12 protein-coding genes are annotated in these 19,454 nt (G+C 50.2%); all 12 read right to left on the reverse strand.

Going from position 1 to position 19,454, the window contains the following annotated elements:
- Window positions 1-362: 362 nt before the first annotated feature.
- Window positions 363-1,856 carry a Na+/H+ antiporter NhaC family protein gene (locus KTH89_RS09900; protein WP_158344142.1) on the reverse strand — a complete coding sequence of 498 codons (1,494 nt, stop codon included), beginning with the start codon at window positions 1,854-1,856 and terminating at the stop codon, window positions 363-365.
- A gap of 126 nt (window positions 1,857-1,982) precedes the next feature.
- Window positions 1,983-2,915 carry a metallophosphoesterase gene (locus tag KTH89_RS09905; protein WP_158344141.1) on the reverse strand — a complete coding sequence of 311 codons (933 nt, stop codon included), beginning with the start codon at window positions 2,913-2,915 and terminating at the stop codon, window positions 1,983-1,985.
- Between the two features lie 16 nt (window positions 2,916-2,931).
- Entirely contained in the window at window positions 2,932-3,870 is a 939-nt protein-coding gene (locus tag KTH89_RS09910; protein WP_158344140.1) for a DUF4474 domain-containing protein, read from the reverse strand.
- Between the two features lie 231 nt (window positions 3,871-4,101).
- A complete protein-coding gene (locus KTH89_RS09915; RefSeq protein WP_238721487.1) occupies window positions 4,102-5,679 on the reverse strand; it encodes a response regulator transcription factor in 1,578 nt (525 codons plus the stop codon).
- A gap of 70 nt (window positions 5,680-5,749) precedes the next feature.
- Window positions 5,750-7,534, reverse strand: a complete 1,785-nt coding sequence (locus tag KTH89_RS09920) for a sensor histidine kinase (RefSeq protein WP_158344138.1) — start codon at window positions 7,532-7,534, stop codon at window positions 5,750-5,752.
- 105 nt (window positions 7,535-7,639) lie between these two features.
- Window positions 7,640-8,467, reverse strand: coding sequence for a carbohydrate ABC transporter permease (locus KTH89_RS09925; protein WP_158344137.1), 828 nt, complete (start codon window positions 8,465-8,467; stop codon window positions 7,640-7,642).
- A 14-nt stretch (window positions 8,468-8,481) separates the two neighbouring features.
- On the reverse strand, window positions 8,482-9,357 hold the full coding sequence (locus KTH89_RS09930) for a carbohydrate ABC transporter permease (RefSeq protein WP_158344136.1): 876 nt from the start codon (window positions 9,355-9,357) through the stop codon (window positions 8,482-8,484).
- Between the two features lie 66 nt (window positions 9,358-9,423).
- On the reverse strand, window positions 9,424-10,815 hold the full coding sequence (locus KTH89_RS09935; protein ID WP_158344135.1) for an ABC transporter substrate-binding protein: 1,392 nt from the start codon (window positions 10,813-10,815) through the stop codon (window positions 9,424-9,426).
- Window positions 10,816-11,105: 290 nt separating this feature from the next.
- On the reverse strand, window positions 11,106-17,945 hold the full coding sequence (locus KTH89_RS09940; protein WP_238721489.1) for a LamG-like jellyroll fold domain-containing protein: 6,840 nt from the start codon (window positions 17,943-17,945) through the stop codon (window positions 11,106-11,108).
- A gap of 315 nt (window positions 17,946-18,260) precedes the next feature.
- Entirely contained in the window at window positions 18,261-18,872 is a 612-nt protein-coding gene (locus KTH89_RS09945) for a manganese catalase family protein (protein WP_158344133.1), read from the reverse strand.
- Window positions 18,873-19,145: a spore coat protein CotJB gene (locus KTH89_RS09950; RefSeq protein ID WP_158344132.1), complete on the reverse strand. Its 273-nt coding sequence runs from the start codon at window positions 19,143-19,145 to the stop codon at window positions 18,873-18,875.
- Window positions 19,142-19,414 carry a spore coat associated protein CotJA gene (locus KTH89_RS09955; protein ID WP_238721491.1) on the reverse strand — a complete coding sequence of 91 codons (273 nt, stop codon included), beginning with the start codon at window positions 19,412-19,414 and terminating at the stop codon, window positions 19,142-19,144. Before KTH89_RS09955 ends, KTH89_RS09950 begins: the two co-directional genes overlap by 4 nt.
- Window positions 19,415-19,454: the final 40 nt, after the last annotated feature.

Here is a 19,454-nt window from a genome sequence, read left to right on the forward strand (position 1 = left end):
CGTCCGACGGGCAAGAGCCTCTGAACCGGGAACACATCACGTGTTCCTGGTGAATAGGCTCGGTTCCTGAACCCGGCTTTTCGATTTCACTTAGCGGATTCCAGCGCTAGCCCTCCGCACTCCCAGGGAGATACAAAAGAACCCGGCCGCCCGGAGCGTCCCCGGATACCGCCCGCGGTTCCAAGCCCTGAGCAGCTGGCATCCCCAACCCCCAGGAAGAACCACCCGGGTCCTGCGAGGTTTCGTCCTCTTCGGAGTTATCCGTTCTAAGATCCGGCCGATGCGGTTTGGCCCCACGAGATTTGCAGCCGATTCTCCCAAGGCCCTGCCGCTTTCCTCTCCTCCCGGCCCCTCACTACAACTTAAGCCTCAGCCTTTTTCTTGGCCTTGGTATATAGGATAATCATTACGGCGAACAGAGCTACCATTGCGCTCAGCAATCCGAGCCAGCCGTTCTGGGTAAAGCCGGCGATCAGGAAGCCAAGAAGGCAGCAGGCCGCTACTGTGAGCGCGTACGGAATCTGCGTGGATACGTGGTCGATGTGCTTACACTGGGCGCCTGCGGACGCCAGGATTGTCGTATCGGAGATCGGGGAGATATGGTCTCCGCATACTGCTCCGGATAGTACCGCCGCTACGCTGACAACCAGCATGGAACTTTCACTGCCGAAGATCGCCACCGCGATGGGGATCAGGATACCGAAGGTTCCCCAGGAAGTTCCGGTTGCGAAGGCAAGTCCCAATGCGATCAGGAAGAACGCTGCCGGAAGAATCATTCCGATCATTGCGCTGCCGCCTACCACACTGCTGACATAACCGCCGATGTTCAGATAGTCTTCGCTGCACACACCGGATAAGGACCATGCCAGACACAGGATCATAACCGCCGGCGTCATGGCTTTGAAGCCCTGTACAAAACTGTCGCAGAATTCCCGGAAGGTGATGATTTTCCGGGGCAGATATAAAATAAAGGTAAAGATCAATGCAAAGAAGGAACCGATGACAAGGCTCTGGGCGGAGGAACAGTTGGCAAATGCATCGATGATGCCGGCGCCTTCAAAGAAACCGCCCGTATAGATCATCGCTGTGATGCAGGCCACGATCAGGACCGCGATGGGCAGGATCAGGTCAAGGACCTTTCCTTTGCCTACGATCTCCAGATCTTCCTGTGCTCCTTCTTCGGCATCCAGCCTGCCATTTAACGCTTTTTCATAGGAAGCCATCTTGCCGAAATCCATTTTGGTAAAGATAATAAAAAGCATGAATGCGATCGTTAAAAGCGCATACAGGTTAAACGGAATTGTCTTGATAAACAAAGAAAAACCGTCGATGTTGCTGCCCTCGGGGAGGGAAGAGCCCACGGCCGCCGCCCAGCTGGAGATCGGCGCGATGATACAGATCGGCGCCGCCGTCGCATCGATGATATAGGCAAGCTTGGCCCGGGTGATTTTATATTTGTCGGTCACCGGACGCATAACCGTTCCCACGGTCAGGCAGTTAAAATAATCGTCTACGAAGATCAGCGCTCCAAGAACTGTGGTGGCAAGAAGCGCGCCTTTCTTGGTTTTGATTGATTTGATCGCCCAGTTTCCGTAGGATCTGGACGCCCCTGATTTGGTAATCAGAGCTACCAGGATTCCCAGCAGAACCAGGAAGATCAGTATGTAGGCATTTCCTCCGATCTTATCGGACATGATGACAAACGTGGTTTCCACCGCTTTCACCGGATTGCCTCCGGCGAAGAGCAGAGCGCCGGATAAAATACCCAGCATCAAAGACATGTAAACCTCTTTTGTGATTAAAGCCAGAACGATGGCAATAATTGGCGGGAGCAAAGCCCAGAATGTAGCTGACATAACACTATCCCCTATCTCATGTATTTTTTCTCCTTGATTACAGATAAACCCGAAGGCATAGCCGCCTGCGGGCTTATCCGCAATATTCGAGTTTGTTCTTTTATCAGTTTACATGGAAATAGCAGTTTACGCAACTGTATTGTCGTCTTTACTGGAAAATTGTACATTCTGCACAAAATATTTGATTAATTCGTTGGGGCCGTCCAGGACTTCTCTCCCCACATATAGGGTCCGGTCCTGTCTGGTGTTTAAGGACCACTTTACCAGAGAAATTTTGCCTCCGGAAAGCTCCAGCGCCGTGATGCATCGGGGATGCACGCAGCTGCCGTCGTTAAAGTACAGGGGTTCTCCGAATTTTGGCAGCACCGGGCGGTGGGTGTGGCCGGCCACCAGCATGTTCCCGCTTTTCTCCACCCAGTGTTGGAGCCTGCGCTCGGTCTTATTCTTTTTCCTGTAGTTTTTGGCCGCGCTGGTGGGATCGTTGACTCCCGCCGTTTCCACCGGTTTCCAGACGTAGCGGACTAAAAATCTGGCTGTCTTCCACAGGGTGTCATTCAGCCAGTCTCCCTGATGGCCGTGGGCCAGCAGAATTTTATCCTTAGTGGGCTCATATTGAAGTACCAGCCCCTCCAGTACCTGGATACCGGGAAATAACGGCGCCAGACACTGCCGGTCTGTGCAACGGTATTGGGAACAGGTCCGGCCCACATACCGCGGAGACTGTTTGACCCGGTCATGGTTCCCGTACAGCATAAAGAAGCGGTGCTCATAGTAAAATTTGGACAAGAGCCAGAACACGTTGCTGTGAATATCGATGATCTGTGTCAAATCACGGCATTCCCACAACTCATCGCCGTCTCCCAGCTCAATATAAAGATATCCCTGCTCATAATAGTAGCGCAGGGCCGCAAAATAAAGATTCTGATTTTTCAGGAAATTATCTCCCCAGTTCCCCATCCCCCGGTGACAGTCACTCATCAGCACGATTTTTGAATGGTCATCGAAAGGCAGCACCGGGGAATCTTTCCACAGTTTTGTCAGTTTCGCCGCCGTTGACATTTTATTCGCCTCCCGCCTATTCCCCGTTCTGGTAAAACCGGATGTTCGCGTATTCCCGGTACCGCTCTCTGCCCTGTCCCAGACGGATCACCGTTCGGAATACATTCGGCAGGAACGCTTTGAGATAGCACAATTTGTCAGGCGTCCAGCTATAGTTTCTGGTTAGATACCGGTACGCCCTGACATACAGCCGGTTATGGCGCTGGGTGACGCGTGCTCCCTCCACCGTCCTGGTCACAGGCTGGCGGGTATGGGGCTGGCGGAATTTGACGAACATGGTCCGGTATCCGGCCACGATCTCCGACTGGGTATATCCGGCTTCAAAAAGAGCTTCCTGAAACGCCTCGCACATCCCGGCATCGGGAAATGTGATCTTGATATCCATAGTCAGCTCCGAGGGTTCCGAGAACATGCCCAGCTTAAATGCGGACAGCCGCCAGTGAAGCCCTTTTTGGTAGCAGAGCACCTCTCCCCTTCGTTTCAGATAATAAGCGATATACAGCCGGTCCTCATCGGATACGCTTTTATAAAAAGTTCCCTGGAATTCTCCCGGCACAAAGATGTCTTCCTCCTGTGTGCAGAAGATTCCCACCTCCGCTCCGGTGCACATGCCGTACTGCCCCTTCCAGAACTCGATCAGCCACCGTTTCTCCCCATATGTAAACGTTATGGGCTCACAGTCATATTCCATCCCCGCCATGTATGCGGCTTCGTCGTAAATCTTACAGTATCCCGCTTCCCGCTGCCACGCATCCATCCGCCCGTAGAAAATATCCTGATTATAATCGTAGGCGAATCCAGCGCCCAAAAGCTCCCTGTCTATCTCTCTTAGTTTCTCGTCGGATCCCCTCTCTTTGATCCTTTTGAGAAGTTTCCGCCTGCGGATCACACAGATCATACACAGAGCCGCCAGAACCGCAAGCCCTCCCAATACGTACCAAAATTCTCCCGGCATATATGCACCCTTTTCCTACACTCACTTCTTATTATCATATGATAAAAATTGTGTTTTGCTACCGGCTCCTTTCTTCTGCTTCTAATTTCCCCAATCATAAAGATGTCCCAAAAACACAGTCTGATCTTATGGCCTGATCCGGTTTCACAGCAGGGACGGAAGCTGGATAACCGAAATTATAAGAACAGTCTGTGTTTTTGGGACACCTTCACCCTTAACACATATATATCATTATTCCATTGTTTTATTTCCCTCGATCACTTTTTTACGATACTCCTTCGGGCTCATACCGGTTGATGCTTTGAATACTCTGCTGAAATAATGCTGGTCCGTATATCCGACCATATTACAGACGTGATTGACGCTGAGGCCCGGCTTTTCCTCCATGATCTTCTGCGCGGCGCCGATCCGTTTCTCCGTTAAATATTTTATCATCGAAACGCCTTTCATTTCCCGGAAAAGCCTGGAGACATAGGTATAGTTATAGCTGAATTTCTCCGCCACCTCCTCCACACTGTTAATGACCATAAAATTCTTATCCACATATTCAAGGACCTCTTCCCTGGCGTTCTGGGATGTGTTCCTATCCAGTCTGTCCTGAATGTAAAACCGGATGCTCTCTGAAAACGCGTCCTGTATCTCCCGTGTCTCTTTGGCGACGCTTAATATCGTATAAAACTTTTCCTTCGCTTTTGCCGCGGCGGCCTGGTCCTCGACCATCAGACTGCTCTCCAGCATTTTATAAATATCATGTACAATCTTTAGCAGCTGCTTTTGCGTACAGCCGCATTCCAATACATAGGTCATAATATTCATCAGTTCTTCCAGCAGGATGTTATAACGGTCCATCTTAAACAGAACTTTGATATTATTCTGAAGCCGGAGGCTCGCAGCGTCATATAATTCCATCTCCGCCGGCACGGACTCCATATTTTCCAGAACAAAGACCTGTTCCGTTGCAGGCACTACCCAGGTTTCCAGAAGATTTCTGATCCGATGGGTATAATTCCAGATATCTTCCCGTTTTACCTGTTTTTTTCGATAGCAAAGATTAAATTTCATTCCGGGATACCGGCTATGGATTCTCGAGCGCAGAACGGAAGCCGTCTCCTCCAGATCCAATGTCCGGCCATAGGGAACCGTCAGGACAATGTTTTTAAAATTGCAGGGATTCCCGTCTGCCACCATCCACTCCGGCGATTCTGACGGAAGGTTCTCAAGGATCTCTTCCCACTTGATTCCCCCGTCGCAGTCCAGAGACGCCGCGTAAAACTCGCCCAGCGATTCGCTGGCTCCGGAACAATACAGATTATAAAAGCAGATTCCCAGAACATAATACCCGTTTTGGCCGTCCGCCGGTTCCTGCGCTTTCGTCTGCATGGAATTATGTCCCGACATCCGAAGCTGTGGTAAGGATCTTCTTCTGGATTCCTCTAATTTTGTCCTGATCTCCTCCACTACCTCCAAAAGGTCTTCCTCGTCCAGAGGCTTTACCAGGTAATAGGAAACGCCATAGCGCATGGCCTGCTTCGCAAAAGAAAAATCACTGTATCCGCTCAGCAGCACCACATGAATGTCGGGGGCCCTTTTCCGCAGTTCCCGCGCCAACGCGATCCCGTCCATTTTCGGCATCTTAATGTCACTGAATATCACATGGGGGCGGTACTTTTCCACCAGTTCCAGCGCTTGTTCTCCGTCGTTGGCTGTCGCGATGACTTCACAGTCTTCTACCGTTCTCTCAATTTTAGATACGATACTGGATAGGATTCTCTGCTCGTCCTCGGCAACGATAATCCTTAGTTTTGCCATGCCCACATCTCCCTTTGTCTTCCCGTCTTGCTATCTAGCCTTTCCTGTTTATTGCCGTGCTTATCTTCCCCTATCTATTGCCGGACACGCCGCTTATCCGGCCGCCGATCTCAATCCGGCCGCCTTCCTTCCCGTCGGCCCGGTTCCCGATCCAAAACAGCATATCCTCCCCATAAAACATATGGAGCCTGGCATATATATTCGCAAGGCCCATGCCGTCAATCTGCATCGTGGAAAATTCATGATGCTCCACCAGCTCCCGGCAATGCTCCATTATTTCCCGGATCCTTTCCTCCGAAAACCCGATTCCGTTATCCTCAATGGTAATCCGGAACCGGCTGTTCTCGATCTCACCTGAGATCTGTATCGTGCAGTCCAGCCGGTCGCTGTATTTCAGGCTGTTTTCCACCAGAGGCTGCACCACCAGTTTGGGAACGATGATCTGCATCATGGATAATGGGATATCATAATGCACGACCGTCTCGGGGAACCGTTCTTTCATAATGTCCACGTAATCCCGGACATGCCTGAGCTCTTTTGAAAGCGTCACACCATGCGCGTCTTCGCTGGAAATATAGCGCAGCATATGCATCAAATGAGCGCATACCGTCGCCACCTCATCGTCCTGCTTTTCCTCCGCCATAGCCGATATGGTCATCAGGGTATTATACAGAAAATGAGGCTGCATCTGCGCCTGCAGCGCCAGCATGGTAGACTGCAGCTCATAGGACCGCAGACTGATCGTCTCGTCCATCGAGGTTCTCAATTTCTTCTGCATCAGGACAATCGTATCGGACAATATGTTCAGCTCTTTTATATCTGTCTTCACCGGCTCATAGGTAATCCATTGATCCCCGTCGAAATCCACTTTTTCGATTTTCTCGCTCATAATTTTCACCGGATCGGTAATGCGCACGGAAATCCGGTATGTAATCATCAAAGAACCGAACAGCAGCAGCAAAAATCCGATAAATAGGATGATCAGATAGCTTATGACGGGCCGGTAAGCTTTCGCTATGCTGATGCTTCCCACAATATATACACTGGAATTCAATACAGGCTGGATCTGTACCACAATTCCGTTCTTCTGATATTTTTCTTTTACCACCAGCCCGTTTTCCCGCCTGACTTTGATATCGCTTTGATCTTCCCCGTATAAAACGCTTCCGTCTGCTGTGTAAACCGTGATGTTCAGATCCTCGCTGAGCACTATGCCATCCATCATATCCTTAAAACGGCTGTAGGGCACCTCGATGTCCAGGATCGCGTCCGGAGCGTAACTGAGCACGTTACTGTTCATATCCCTTTGCAGGGAGATCACGGGTACCAGGTCGTTTTTATAGTAGGGATTCTGTGTATTGCTCTCTTTTAAGACATCATTTTCATCCATTTTACAGATAATAAGGTTTCCCAGACCGACCGGTGTGAATTCGTAGCCGCCGCGGTCCTGCTCGCTGATAAAATAATCGCTGCCCATCCAGATATATTTATCTTCTTTTAACTGAATCGCCACCCGGTAATCATACACGATCATTTTATAGCCCAGAAAATAGAGCCTGGTAAAATAATCATTCACCTGTTCCCCCGCATCATAAGCGCGGGGCAGCTCTTCTGTTACTATCTTTTTAAATTCTTCCGAATTGCACAGATTGTTGGAGAAACTGCGCATCTGCTCAAAAAAGCTGCCGACTTCCTTTACAACCGTGTCGTAAGCGGTCCTTTGCGACAGTTCCACTTTATCATTGATGTCTTTTCCTATATAAATCATCATGCTGATGATGACCAGCGAGAAAAAAAGGCTGATCATAACCGCAAAGGATCGGAATAATCTTGAAGAAATAGAAGAGCTATTCATAACAATATCTCCTGGTAAACCTGACAGTTTTACTACATATTACATTATTTTGCGATCTTTTACCAGCGGTTGTCTTATCGTTTCTTTGCCGGTTTCCGGACGCACTTAGCCCTTAACGGCTCCCGCGACCATCCCGGATATAATATATTTCTGACCGCATATGTAGACCAACAGTACCGGAACAATGGCATACAGAATCGTCACACTGACCAGATTCCAGCTGGCCGTAAACGTTCCGTAGAAATTATAGACCTGCTGCACCACCACCGCCTTGTCCGGATCCGGCAGCATATATAACGGGATCGTAAATTCATTCCAACAGTTCAGAAAATTGATCATGATTACCGTAACCGTCACCGGCTTTAACATCGGGAAGATCACTTGAAAAAAGATCCTCAGCGCGCCTGCGCCGTCCACGATAGCGGCCTCATCCAACTCTTTCGGGATAGAATTTAAAAATCCGTAAAACAGAAAAACGCTTAGCGGCAATATGAGGGCCGTATATACGAGAACCACGCCCAGCTGTGTGTTATAGATGCTTAACAGCTTTGTTACCTTTACCACCGTCACCATGCTGATCGGAAACATCAGCCCCAGCGCGAAATAGGTATAGATCGCCAGGTTTCCCTTTGTTTTCCTGCGGGCCAGCACATAGGCGCACATGGACGCGCAAAGAACACTGATCAGCACCGGGAAGACACTCACAATCAGGCTGTTGATATAGGAGCGCAGGATATTTCCCACCCGCCACACCTCGCCGAAATTCTCCCAGTGGAGTTTCGACGGCGGCGCTATACTCATATTGATCGCCTCACCGCTTGTTTTCAGGGCGTTAAACAGGATTACTACCATCGGGACCAGTATCAGGAGGGATAAAACCCAAGCGAATATTTCCTTGCAGATATTCCAGACCGTGCGTTTATTTGTCACCATTCGTTTTCCCTCCTTCAGGAATCAAAATCTTTGTTGGTCAGTTTCAGCGCGATCAGGCCGAATACCGCCGTAATGATAAACATCACCACCCCGTAGGCCGATGACATCCCGTACATTCTCTTGCCGAACTCTTTGAACACCATCGTGTTGATCAATTCCGTGGAGCCGTTAGGGCCGCCTCCGGTCAGTACATAGACGATGTCGAAGGCTTTGAGTCCCTGGGAGAGATTCAGCAGCAGATTAATGGAAATGGACGGGAGCATACGCGGAAGGGTAATATAGCGAAGTTTCTGAAAAGCAGTGGCACCGTCGATGGAAGCCGCCTCGTAGAAAGACTGGTCGATCAACTGAAGTCCCGCCAGATAGATGACCATGTTAAAACCGGTCTGCCGCCACACTTCCACGAACATGACGGAACCGAACGCGGAACCGGAGGTCGTCAGCCATGGCTTGACCAGGTTCTCAAGCCCTACCGCACCCAGAAGCTGGTTGAAAAACCCGCTGGTCATTAACAGGGAACCGAAGATCAGTCCGATGATCAGCGGCGATAACATGCTGGGCATAAAATATACCGCTCTCAACGCATGCCGGCTCTTCAGCCCTTCGTTAAACAACAGGGCCAATGTAAAACCGATCACGTTTTTCAGCACCGTGGTGACCAGTCCGAACTCTACGGTCCGGGTGATCACGGAGGTCAGCTCAGGATTGGAAAATATTTTTTTGAAATTATCAAACCCAATAAAATGCGCCACTTCCCCTGTGATCTTAATCGCGTTCCAGTCTGTCAGGGAATAATAAAAGTTCAGCGTAACCGGAAGAATGAACAGCAGGGAATACAGGACGATTGCCGGAAGGCTGAAGCCCCAGTGATATATTTTTTTGTTTATCAAAGTAATCACTCCATAATCAGCAGGGGCGGCAGGTTTTTACGCTTGCCGCCCCAACACTGTCCTTTTTTAGTTTGTTGTGGCCGCGTCAAACATCGTAGCGCGGTATGTATCCATATTCTCCAGGAATTGGTCCGGTGTCATTGTGCCGGCCGCGAAGCCCTGGAAATATTTGTACAGATCGGGATCCCAGTACAGCATATCGTTCATCAATCTGACCGCGGGTTCTTCCTTGCTTCTCTCCAACGCTTCGGTTGTCGCATTGGTGGGTTTTACTGTGTTTACGCCCTTGAAGGCAGCGGTTACGAGATCGGTACGGGCAGCGTAGTAGGTATCCAGATTCTCAGGCTTTGCCAGGAATTCCAGATAAGCTTTGCACGCATCTATGTTCTGGCTGTATTTGTTGACGTATTTGGAAATACCGCCGCCGTTGGCGTTCACCGAATCGGTTCCTGCAACCGGCAGAGGGAACATGCCCCAATCGTCTTTACAGCCATTGGCAGCCAGTTCCGCGGGATACGCGGTATAGGTCACCATCATAACCGTGTCACGGTTCTGCAGCGAGGTGTAGCTTCCGAACCAGTCTTCCGACTGTCCGTCGTTGGTATAATATTTCGGCTTTCCGTTCGCATCCTTGGCGTTTAAAAGCTCCGCGATCTGTGTTAAGCCTTCCTTCGCTGTTTTCAGGGAAGCGATCTTATTGTCCTTGGACTCGTTCAGCCATTCGGCCGCACCTGGCGTAGCTTCGTGGTTAAGCACATTGGTCATGGAATAGAACCAGGACTGGGTATGCCATACGCCGTTGATGGGTTCGTAAAGAGGGGTCTTGCCCAATTCTTTGATCGAATCACACAGCGCTACGAATTCCTCCCAGGTTTCCGCCGGTTTCAGATTATTTTCATCAAAAAACGTCTTATTGTAGAGTACGCCTTCGTAATCCACGCCCCAGGTGCTGAACCCGTACAGTTTGTCTTCATAAGTATTCGCTGTCACAGCCCAGTCTTCCATGTTGGCCGCCCAGGGCTCATTGGAAAGATCCAGCGCCATGTCGGGAACGCCCAAAGATACCATGGGTTTCCCCGCGTCGTACATAAAGATATCCACCACATCGCTGCCATCCGCCAGGGATGTGCCTAACAGGGTACTGTATCCGTTATCGGGAGTTACCAGAAGTTTTACTTGGATGCCGGTTTCCTCCTTGAACTTTTCAATCAGCTCACGGTCAATGTCCTTGATCCAGTTTTGAGACGCCATCATGGTAATGGTACTGCCCGCGGCGGCTCCTTTTGCTTCCTCCTGTCCGTCGGCAGGTTTTGCAGTGGCTTCGGGCGCGGATGTCTCTGCCGGAGCCGCTGCCGGTGTCTCAGCCTCTTGGCCTCCATTGCCGCCGCAGCCGGCGGTCCCCATAATCATGGCGGCGGACAGTGCAGCCGATATTATTTTTACAAATCTTTTTTTCATTCAATTACCTCCTGTATTTTTAGACATTTCTTATAGAAAACTAGCTTTCTTTATCTATAATTATACCGAAATAGCACAAAAACACCATGGATAGATTCTACATACTTTGTGTACTTTTTTTACATTTTCCCAAGCAGATGCAGCGGAACGTCAGAGACGCGGAAGCGGCGCAGCCGAAGCTGCGCCGTCCACTCATACAACCTATACAGTATTTAGGAGCCGCCGTCAAATACGCTTTCCATTTTCCGGCAACGGTTGAGCATTTCAAATGCCGTCATTTTCCCAGATATTTAAAGTGAGCGCTTTCCGAAGTTTTTTCTCCTGCGGTACAGAATCTGGGCCGCAACCGTCCCACCGGCCAGCAGCGCAAACAGAAGCCATACAAAGATATTCGAACTGTCTCCCGTAGAGGCCCCCTTTGCAGTGTTGGCAGAGTCATCGGAACTATGACCGCCGCCCGAGCCGTTGGAATCATCGGAGGGTTTGGACGTCTTATCTTTGAGTCCCCGAACGGCTGTTTCAAGCGCTGTCTTCGCAGCGTCCACCTCCTGCTGCGCAGCCGCCGTCTTATTCAGGACAGCCAGCGCCGCATCGCGGGCGGTTACAAACGCTTTCCAGCTCTCATCCGTATAATTTCCCTGTTTTTTATCCTTATGCTGGTCATAAAGGGCTTTTAACTGTGTTTTGTCCACTACGGTCTGTGCGTTCTCAAGCCTGTCGATGGCTTCCGACAGCTCTTTGTACGCATCGTTCACTTTGTTCTGGGTCGCATTCTTATCATTCAACACCAAGAGTGCCTTATCTAACTTATCCCGGAACAGATTCCAGCTCTCACCGGTATAAGAACCCTGTGTTTTGTCTTTATTTTCATCATAAAGCTTCCGGAGCTTGGATTTGTCTACAACCGCAGGCTCCGCCTTGTCCGTCAGCGCGTCGATCGCAGCCTGCAGCCTGCCCATTTCCGCATTCAGCTCATCGGCTGTGGCAATGCCCTCCACCGCGTCTTGCGCATGCTTGATGGCCTCCTGCAGCGCGTTGTATGTTTCATCCGTATAATTCCCTTTTTGGATGGCTTGCGCCTGAGCGATCAGATCGGTCAGCGGAGATTTGTCGAATCCGGCCGGTTTATTTTTCTCATAGAGTTCCTTCACCTGCTGACCGGACACGGCTGTGCTGTAGAACAGGATCTCATCCATCATACCCTTATAATTGTTCATGGACTCTCCGCCGGCGTTATTTCTGCAGCCGCCGATCCACATCATATAAGGGCTCTGACTCTGGTCGATACCCGCTTTGGTATCGAATGCGGCCACTTCGCCGTTTAAGTACAGAATAAATTTGTCACCCTCTCTGACGACTGCAAAGTGATTCCACTGATTCGCCGTCACTTTTTTGTTTCCGCTTGTTAGTTCAACGGCGATCTCTGTCTCGGAGTCATGTCCCGGATAAGAACCGTCCCCATTGTTGGCGACAAACCTGAGCTCACCTTTTTCAACGGTAAGGTTATAGCGCCAGCCGTCATAGGTATCCCGCATCTGAGAAACCAGTGACTGGATCCGGTTCGTATCCTCCGGTTTAAACCATCCGCTGATGGAATATTCGTTCAGGTTTTTCACGATCTCGCCCACATCCACATAGTTATTCTTACCATCGAAGTAAAGGCCTTTTCCGGATACGCCGGGCTTGCGTTCAACCGTATCCCCGGCAATGGCTCCATCGAATCCATAGGTGGAATCCACAGCAGTCTTCCCGCTCTCTTCCTCGAACTTAAATTCTCTTAAAGGTCCATAGGTTACCTTTGTCTGTACCGGCAACATCGTATTGCCTGTCAGGTCTTTTATATTTTTGACCGTAATGATTGTCTCTACAAACGGTTCCAACGGATTTGCAAGTGTAAGCGTTACCGTTCTGTTATCATTTGCCAGCTCCGCTTTGGTCACCGTATTCACAGAGGCTTTTGCCCGGCCGGAACCACTGGTAACTTCATAGTTGCTGACGTCATTCGCTGTTTCCCTGGTTACGGATTCGTTAAATACCACCCGCACCTGCGTGCCGGATATCGGTACGGAGCTTTCAATGTCCGGTCCTTGAGTGTCGGGAACGGTACTAACCTTCACGGAAGCTTTCTCCCCGCCTACCGTATTGTGAACCGCCGCCACTTCAAAATTATAGTCTTTTTCAGATTCCAGTGTTTTGTCCGTATACTGATTTGTAAAAGTCTTACCAATATATTCGCCGTCCCGGTAGATATGATATTCTTTTACATTCATGCCATCCATCCGTACGGGATCCCAGGTCAGCGTTACCTCACCGGAGGAGATGGCGCTGATCGCCAGATTCTCCGGCGCTAAGATGGAGCCATCCGTCACGTCTGCCGGTATATTCTCAGGATCATAGACCGTAAGCCATGTGTAGGTGCCGGGTTCCATAGTCAGCTCTATCTCGATGTCGCCGTTAGAGTCGATCGTATACTCTTTCCCGTTCATATCTCCTATACACACATAGGCTTTTTTATCGGTCGGAACCGCAACCACCTCAGGAATCTCCGGTACCGGAGGGGTCTTATCCTGATAATTGGCTCCCATATGTCCGATTGGTCCGGATGTCCGCGTAGGAGGTGTCAGCCGGTAGTGGGACCCTTCCATCGGGGCCGGAGCGGTTTTACGGTCGGTAAGACCGGTAAAGTACAGCGGAATCTTGACCTTCTGTGTAACGGTCTCGCCGGTCTGGTTAAAGAAGGCTGCCAGTCCCTTCTGCTCATACTCCGGCGACGCATGGATGAAGCCGTCGATCGCCGTGGTGTTCATGCTCTCGATATCAACCGGTTCAGGCGGCGCAATATGGATAATATCGGCCCCCAGAATATCGCGGTACTTGTTGTAGAATCTCCCCCAGGTTTCAATCACATTCTCAGACGGGCTGAATTTCCCTTGTTCTTCCTGATACAGGCCGTTTCCTCCGCGGTAAGAACCGATAACGCCGCTCATCATGTTCATGCCGACCATAAAATCATAGGATTCGATCCGTTCGTTATAAGGCCAGAAGGAGGAGTCCCCTCCGCCGCCATATGGAGACAGCGGCACTAAGGTCCAGCCCATGGCCGGTGTCTTTTCAAAGGTTCCATAATAGGACATCTGTCTGCCGTAAATCAGCTGCGCCGCATGAGGCACGTTAAATCCGGGCTCCGCATATCCCATAACCGCCATATTGGCGCCCGCCAGGAAGTTCCAGTCGGGGGAATTGATGTATACGTTGCGTGCCCGCAGCTCCCGATAGAAGTCGCGGATCGCATATTCCCACTGTTTGACTACGGAATCTTCCGCGCCCTCATGGCCGGAATGATCCGAATGGGTACAGATCGCGCCGGGGAACGGTCCGTCTACCTCCAGGCAGTCAAAATCCGTAGCATCAATAAATTTCAGTGTGTTTTCCAGTGTAGTATGTGCTTCCGGCCCATTCATACACCGCATAACACCCCAGGTACCGTCCTCGTTGGATTCGCTTTGATCCCCTCTGGCCGCCTGCATGACATAGGCTCCCAGCAGAATGTCCTTTGAGTGGGCGTATTCTGTCAGGGATTTGAATTTATCAATATTTCCCTGTGATATATCTTCCACATTGGCTCCTGATCCAAAGGACATCAGAACCATATTAAATCCTGCCTTAGCCGCCTGGTCAATGCCCCATTTCACCGTATCCGGATTGGAACTGATCAGATGATAGATTAACGGTGCATCCAGTGTCTGCGGAAACAGGACGCGATACATCTTTTTGACCTCCAGGGTCTGCCATTCGAAATAGCTGCTGCTGCGGAACAGTTCATATAACTGATGGGATTCGAATGTCTCCCCGCTTTTCAAACGGTAGTTTGGTCCGAAATTTTCAAAGTCGTATTTGCCCATCTTGGCACCATTGTTCTCGGCATCCACCGCGTAGCTGCTGATAATCAATCCATTGGCTTCGTCTACATCTTCCCACTGCTTAAATATGTATTGTCCGTTGTTTCTGTCATGGTTATCATTGCCCATATTCATGTTAGAATCCATATAGAGAGCGTCCTGCAGGCTTCTGGGCGCGGGCAGTACCTCTGTGGACATGCGGTGAACCACCACGTCGTTTTCTCCGGTGTTGGTCACATTGACTACCTTGCTCATGGCCGGAAGTCCGTCATAGATCTCGTAGCGAACCTGTACCTTGACGCCTGCAAACTTCGCATCCGCACTTTCCGGAGCCTTGAAATTCACAATGAGAGCCTTACCCTTGGCCGGCCACGGTGTATTTTTCATAGACGGCGGCGAAATTCTTTCGTCATATTCCCAATGGAACGGTTCCTTGGTGCTGTCTTCGATCTGATAGCTCTCGTACCGGAAGGTAGGGATGGTTTCATCCGTGCCGCCCACATCGAACAGCGTATCGGAGTCAGTATCCTTATCCACGTACTGATCATTCAGAGCCATTCGGATATCTGCCTGCAGATTCCCTTTGTCCAGCAAACTGATACCGGTATAAAGATTCTGATAATCGATGGTCAGGAAGTTCTGGTTAATGTCAAATACACGTTTTACAAGTCCGTTGGATATTGTGACTTTTCCGTCCTGTTCCTGTATATCGGACGGGGTATTGACTTTGTTTGCCGCCCAGTAATCCATGCCGCTTTCCGGAGCTGTGCCTTCTAGATCCTGCGCTACCGAAAAGGTATATTCCGCTGCCAGGTTGCCAATTCCCTTTTCATTGACTACAGCGCCGGCCGGGATCTTATAGGTGTAGGAGCCGCCGGGAACCAGTTTTTCTGTGGATTTTATCACCAGTGTTTCCGTTCCAGCAACGGTGTCATCCTGTTCCTCCAACGCCACTTCTGTCCCTACGGGATTTCCCTCTCCATCTACAATTTGTATCGGTTCACTTCCCATAGTCAGACCCATATTATAAGAGATCTGTACCCTTCCTTCGGGGCTTAACAGTGAACCTTCCTTCGGGTTGACGATATTTACTTCCGGCGGAAGTTTATCTTTAATACCTACGGTGGACTCTTCCACCTGCTTCGCGGTCAATGCCTTGTCATAAATCCTGACATCGTCCATTCTTCCCTTAAAAGCATGCCCGTTGAATATTCCGGTACCGTCGGCATTATAACCGCATCCGATCAGCAGATTCACCGGATTCGTACTCAGGTCGGTTGTGGTTCCGCCCCCGGTGCTGATTAACTGACCGTTTATGTAGAGACAGGTCTTCTGGCTATTTCCGGTAACGGTGATGTTTGTCCAGTCACCAAAAGTAAATGTGCCTGCCGGAGCGCCTACGCCGGCCCCATCCAGCGAGCAGTCTATGGTTCCCTCTCTGCCGCTGTCTCCTCTTACCGCGATGTAGAACGAATGCTCTCCAACCGTTGTCCGGTCCCGGCCGAATATCTTATTCAGATTATTCGCCGCCCCCTTTTCCAGAAAAGCCCAGGCGGAAAATGTGTACTCTGTGGTGACCGGCGGATTGCCCACATCCGCATAGGCGGTCTGTCCGTCGAAACGGATGGATTTATTAAAAATACCGAAATCATCTACCTGGCAGGCCCCATAGATGGGATATTCCGCTTTATCCATGTCATTAATAATGACTTTTTTCCCGCTGTTACTGCCGGTTCCGTCTTTGATTTCATCCATGGTAAACTTGTACAGAGGATCCGGCAATGGGTCGTCTCCGCCGTCGCCTTCCCCTCCCCCGGCCACACCGGCCAGATCTTTGATCTCATCGCCGGTAAGGGCGCGATTGTAAAGCTTCAGGTCATCCATCAGCCCTTTAAACATATGTTGCTGAAACGGTCCATTTCCTTCACTATTCCAGCAGGTGCCGATAAGCAGGCCCAAATCCCAATTATCCGTGGGTCCGGGAGTCTGCGTGACTGCCGCAGCTTCTCCGTTGATATACAGTGTCTGTGCCGTGCCATCGTTGGTCACCGCCACGTGCTGCCAGGAACCAAGCCGGACTGTCCCCACGCCTGTTTCGGTGTAGCCGGGACATTCTGCTTCCAGCTTCCCATTGTTTCTGATGCGCAGTCCCAGCTCCTTTTCATCCGGTACTGCGGTACGCGCCCGCCCTGTGATACGGCTGAGTCCATTCGGGTTTTCATCCACATTCACCCATGCGGAGATCGTCAGCTGGCCGGTGGTAAACTGATAGTCCTGGCCCAGATTGATATAGTTTGTAGTTCCGTCAAATTTTAGCGCCTGTCCATGTCCTTCTATAGAAGCCTCCAGCGCAGGCGTATTTCCCAATACCTCATATGTCTTACCGTCTGCATTGTTGGTCACTGCGTTTTCGTCCAAAGACTCCATATCCATGTCAATCAAGAGGTCTACGCTTGTGCCGGCCGGAACATCGGCCAGTCCTTTGATCTCATCTTCGGAAAGGGACCGGTTATATAATTTCACATCATCCAACAGTCCCTTGAACATATGTGGCTGAAATCCCGAGACTCCTGTCTCATCCCAACAGGTTCCGACCAGCAGATCCAAGTTCCATTCTTCTGTAGGGCCAGGCACTTCTGATGTGCCGGCAATTTCGCCGTTTATGAACAGAGTCTGTGTCGTACCGTCGTTGGTCACGGCCAGATGCTGCCAGGTATCAAAGGAAACGGCTCCCTCTGCGGTTTCCGTATAGTCGGGACACAAGGCTTCCATCTTGCCGTTGCCCCTGACATAAAGTCCCAGCTCCTTCTCTCCGGAGACAGCGGTTCTGCCACGCCCTGTAATACGGTTCAGGCCGTTAGGAGAAGCGTCCAATTTTACCCATGCCGCGATAGTAAGCTCTCCGGTGGTAAACTGGTAATCCTGTCCCAGGTTAATATAATTCGTACTTCCGTCAAATCGCAGGGCCTGTCCGTGCCCCTCTTTCCCTTCCTCCAGTGCGGTCGGATTACCCAATACCGGATACGCCTGATTATCCGCCTTGTTGATAATAGCCCCGTCATTCATGGAATCCATATCCAGATCAACTAACGGTCCGTCACTCAGACTGGCCGGGACCACTCCTCCCGGATCATCCGGTGTCTCTTCTGCTGCCGCCGATATAGACATGCCACTGCAGGATATACAAACGGCCAGTAGAATTGATAGCAATTTTTTACATTTTTTCAACATAAAATGCCCTCCTCCTTATATTTCCTCCATTATAGCAATTACATTGACCGAAATATTTAGATTATTTTTTCACTTTTTGTGGATTATTTTTACAGCCGGATCATAAAGTTTGGATTTGTTTCGTATTATATTAGAAAAGAGTTTCGCTTGCGAAACTCTCCGCCTGCGTCGGGCCGCGTAATCGGCATCTACCTTTCCGCCGCAGGGCGGTCCCCCGGAGGGCTTTTTTATTCCATAGGCGCACTTTCCTCGTATGGAATAAAAAACAGCAGCGCCGGATATTTTTCCAGCGCCGCTGCCTATTTACTTATATTATTATTTACAGCAATTCATATTGTCAAATGCCGGGTTAATCGCATAGAAATTCTTGGAATCTAAATGCTCCTGCACGATTCTCAGGGATTCGCCGAATCTCTGGAAGTGTACAATTTCCCGTTCCCTAAGGAAACGGATGGGTTCTACGATTTCCGGGTCTTTGATCAGACGAAGAATATTATCATAGGTGGTGCGGGCTTTCTGCTCCGCCGCCATGTCTTCGAACAAATCGGTAACCGGGTCCCCTTTGGACTGGAACACTTCCGCACTGAAGGGTACGCCGCCCGCCGCCTGGGGCCACAGGCCTAACGTGTGATCCACATAATATTTATCAAAACCGGAAGCCTTGATTTCTTCTATGGAAAGATTTCTGGTCAATTGGTAGACGATCGCGCTGATCATCTCCATATGGGCCAGCTCTTCCGTTCCGATATCCGTCAGCACGCCGGCAACCTCTTTATAGGGCATCGTGTACCGCTGGGACAGATAACGCATGGAAGCGGCCAGCTCTCCGTCCGGGCCGCCGAACTGGCTGATAATCACCTGCGCCATCTGAGGATTCGTCTGGGTGATTTTTACAGGGTGCTGTAATCTCTTCTCATATCTCCACATTTAGTAGCATCCTCCTTCCTGCCAGGGCCACGGCTGGTTGATCCATTCCCAGGACCTGCTGCATCCGGTTGCGGTATCCACCGTCAACGGACCGTATAGGCGGGCGTATTCTTCCAGCGCATCATTTCTCATCCTGCTGTAATCATTAAAATAAGCCAGCGCATCCTGATCGCAGGGGTGGGTGTCCAGATAGAGTAGGACATCGTCCACAGCAAAGCTTACCATATCTATATAGTGTAAGAGTTTCTCACGGCTTTGTTCGTTTGGATTCATCCTCTGCCACCTCTCATTCCACACCAAGGTTTGTCTAGCGACGGGAATATGGTCCCGGTCATCAACGCTTTGTGTACATCATAGGTTTCTTCCCATCTGGTCCAGGGCACGTAGGCCATTCCCACAGGATATTTGTCATTTTTGTCCATGCCGCAGTCAGGGCGGTACACCGGCTGCATCGGCATCTGATATCTCGAACGTTCCCGATTATTTGAAGCAGGAACGGCAGCTCGCGCGGTAACGCAATCCGGCTGTCTGCAATCTGCCATTTTATAGCTCCTCTCTGAATATTATTTCCATTATTATGGT

It is taken from the genome of Diplocloster agilis (genome assembly GCF_019042275.1).
GTDB classification, from domain to species: Bacteria; Bacillota; Clostridia; order Lachnospirales; family Lachnospiraceae; genus Diplocloster; species Diplocloster agilis.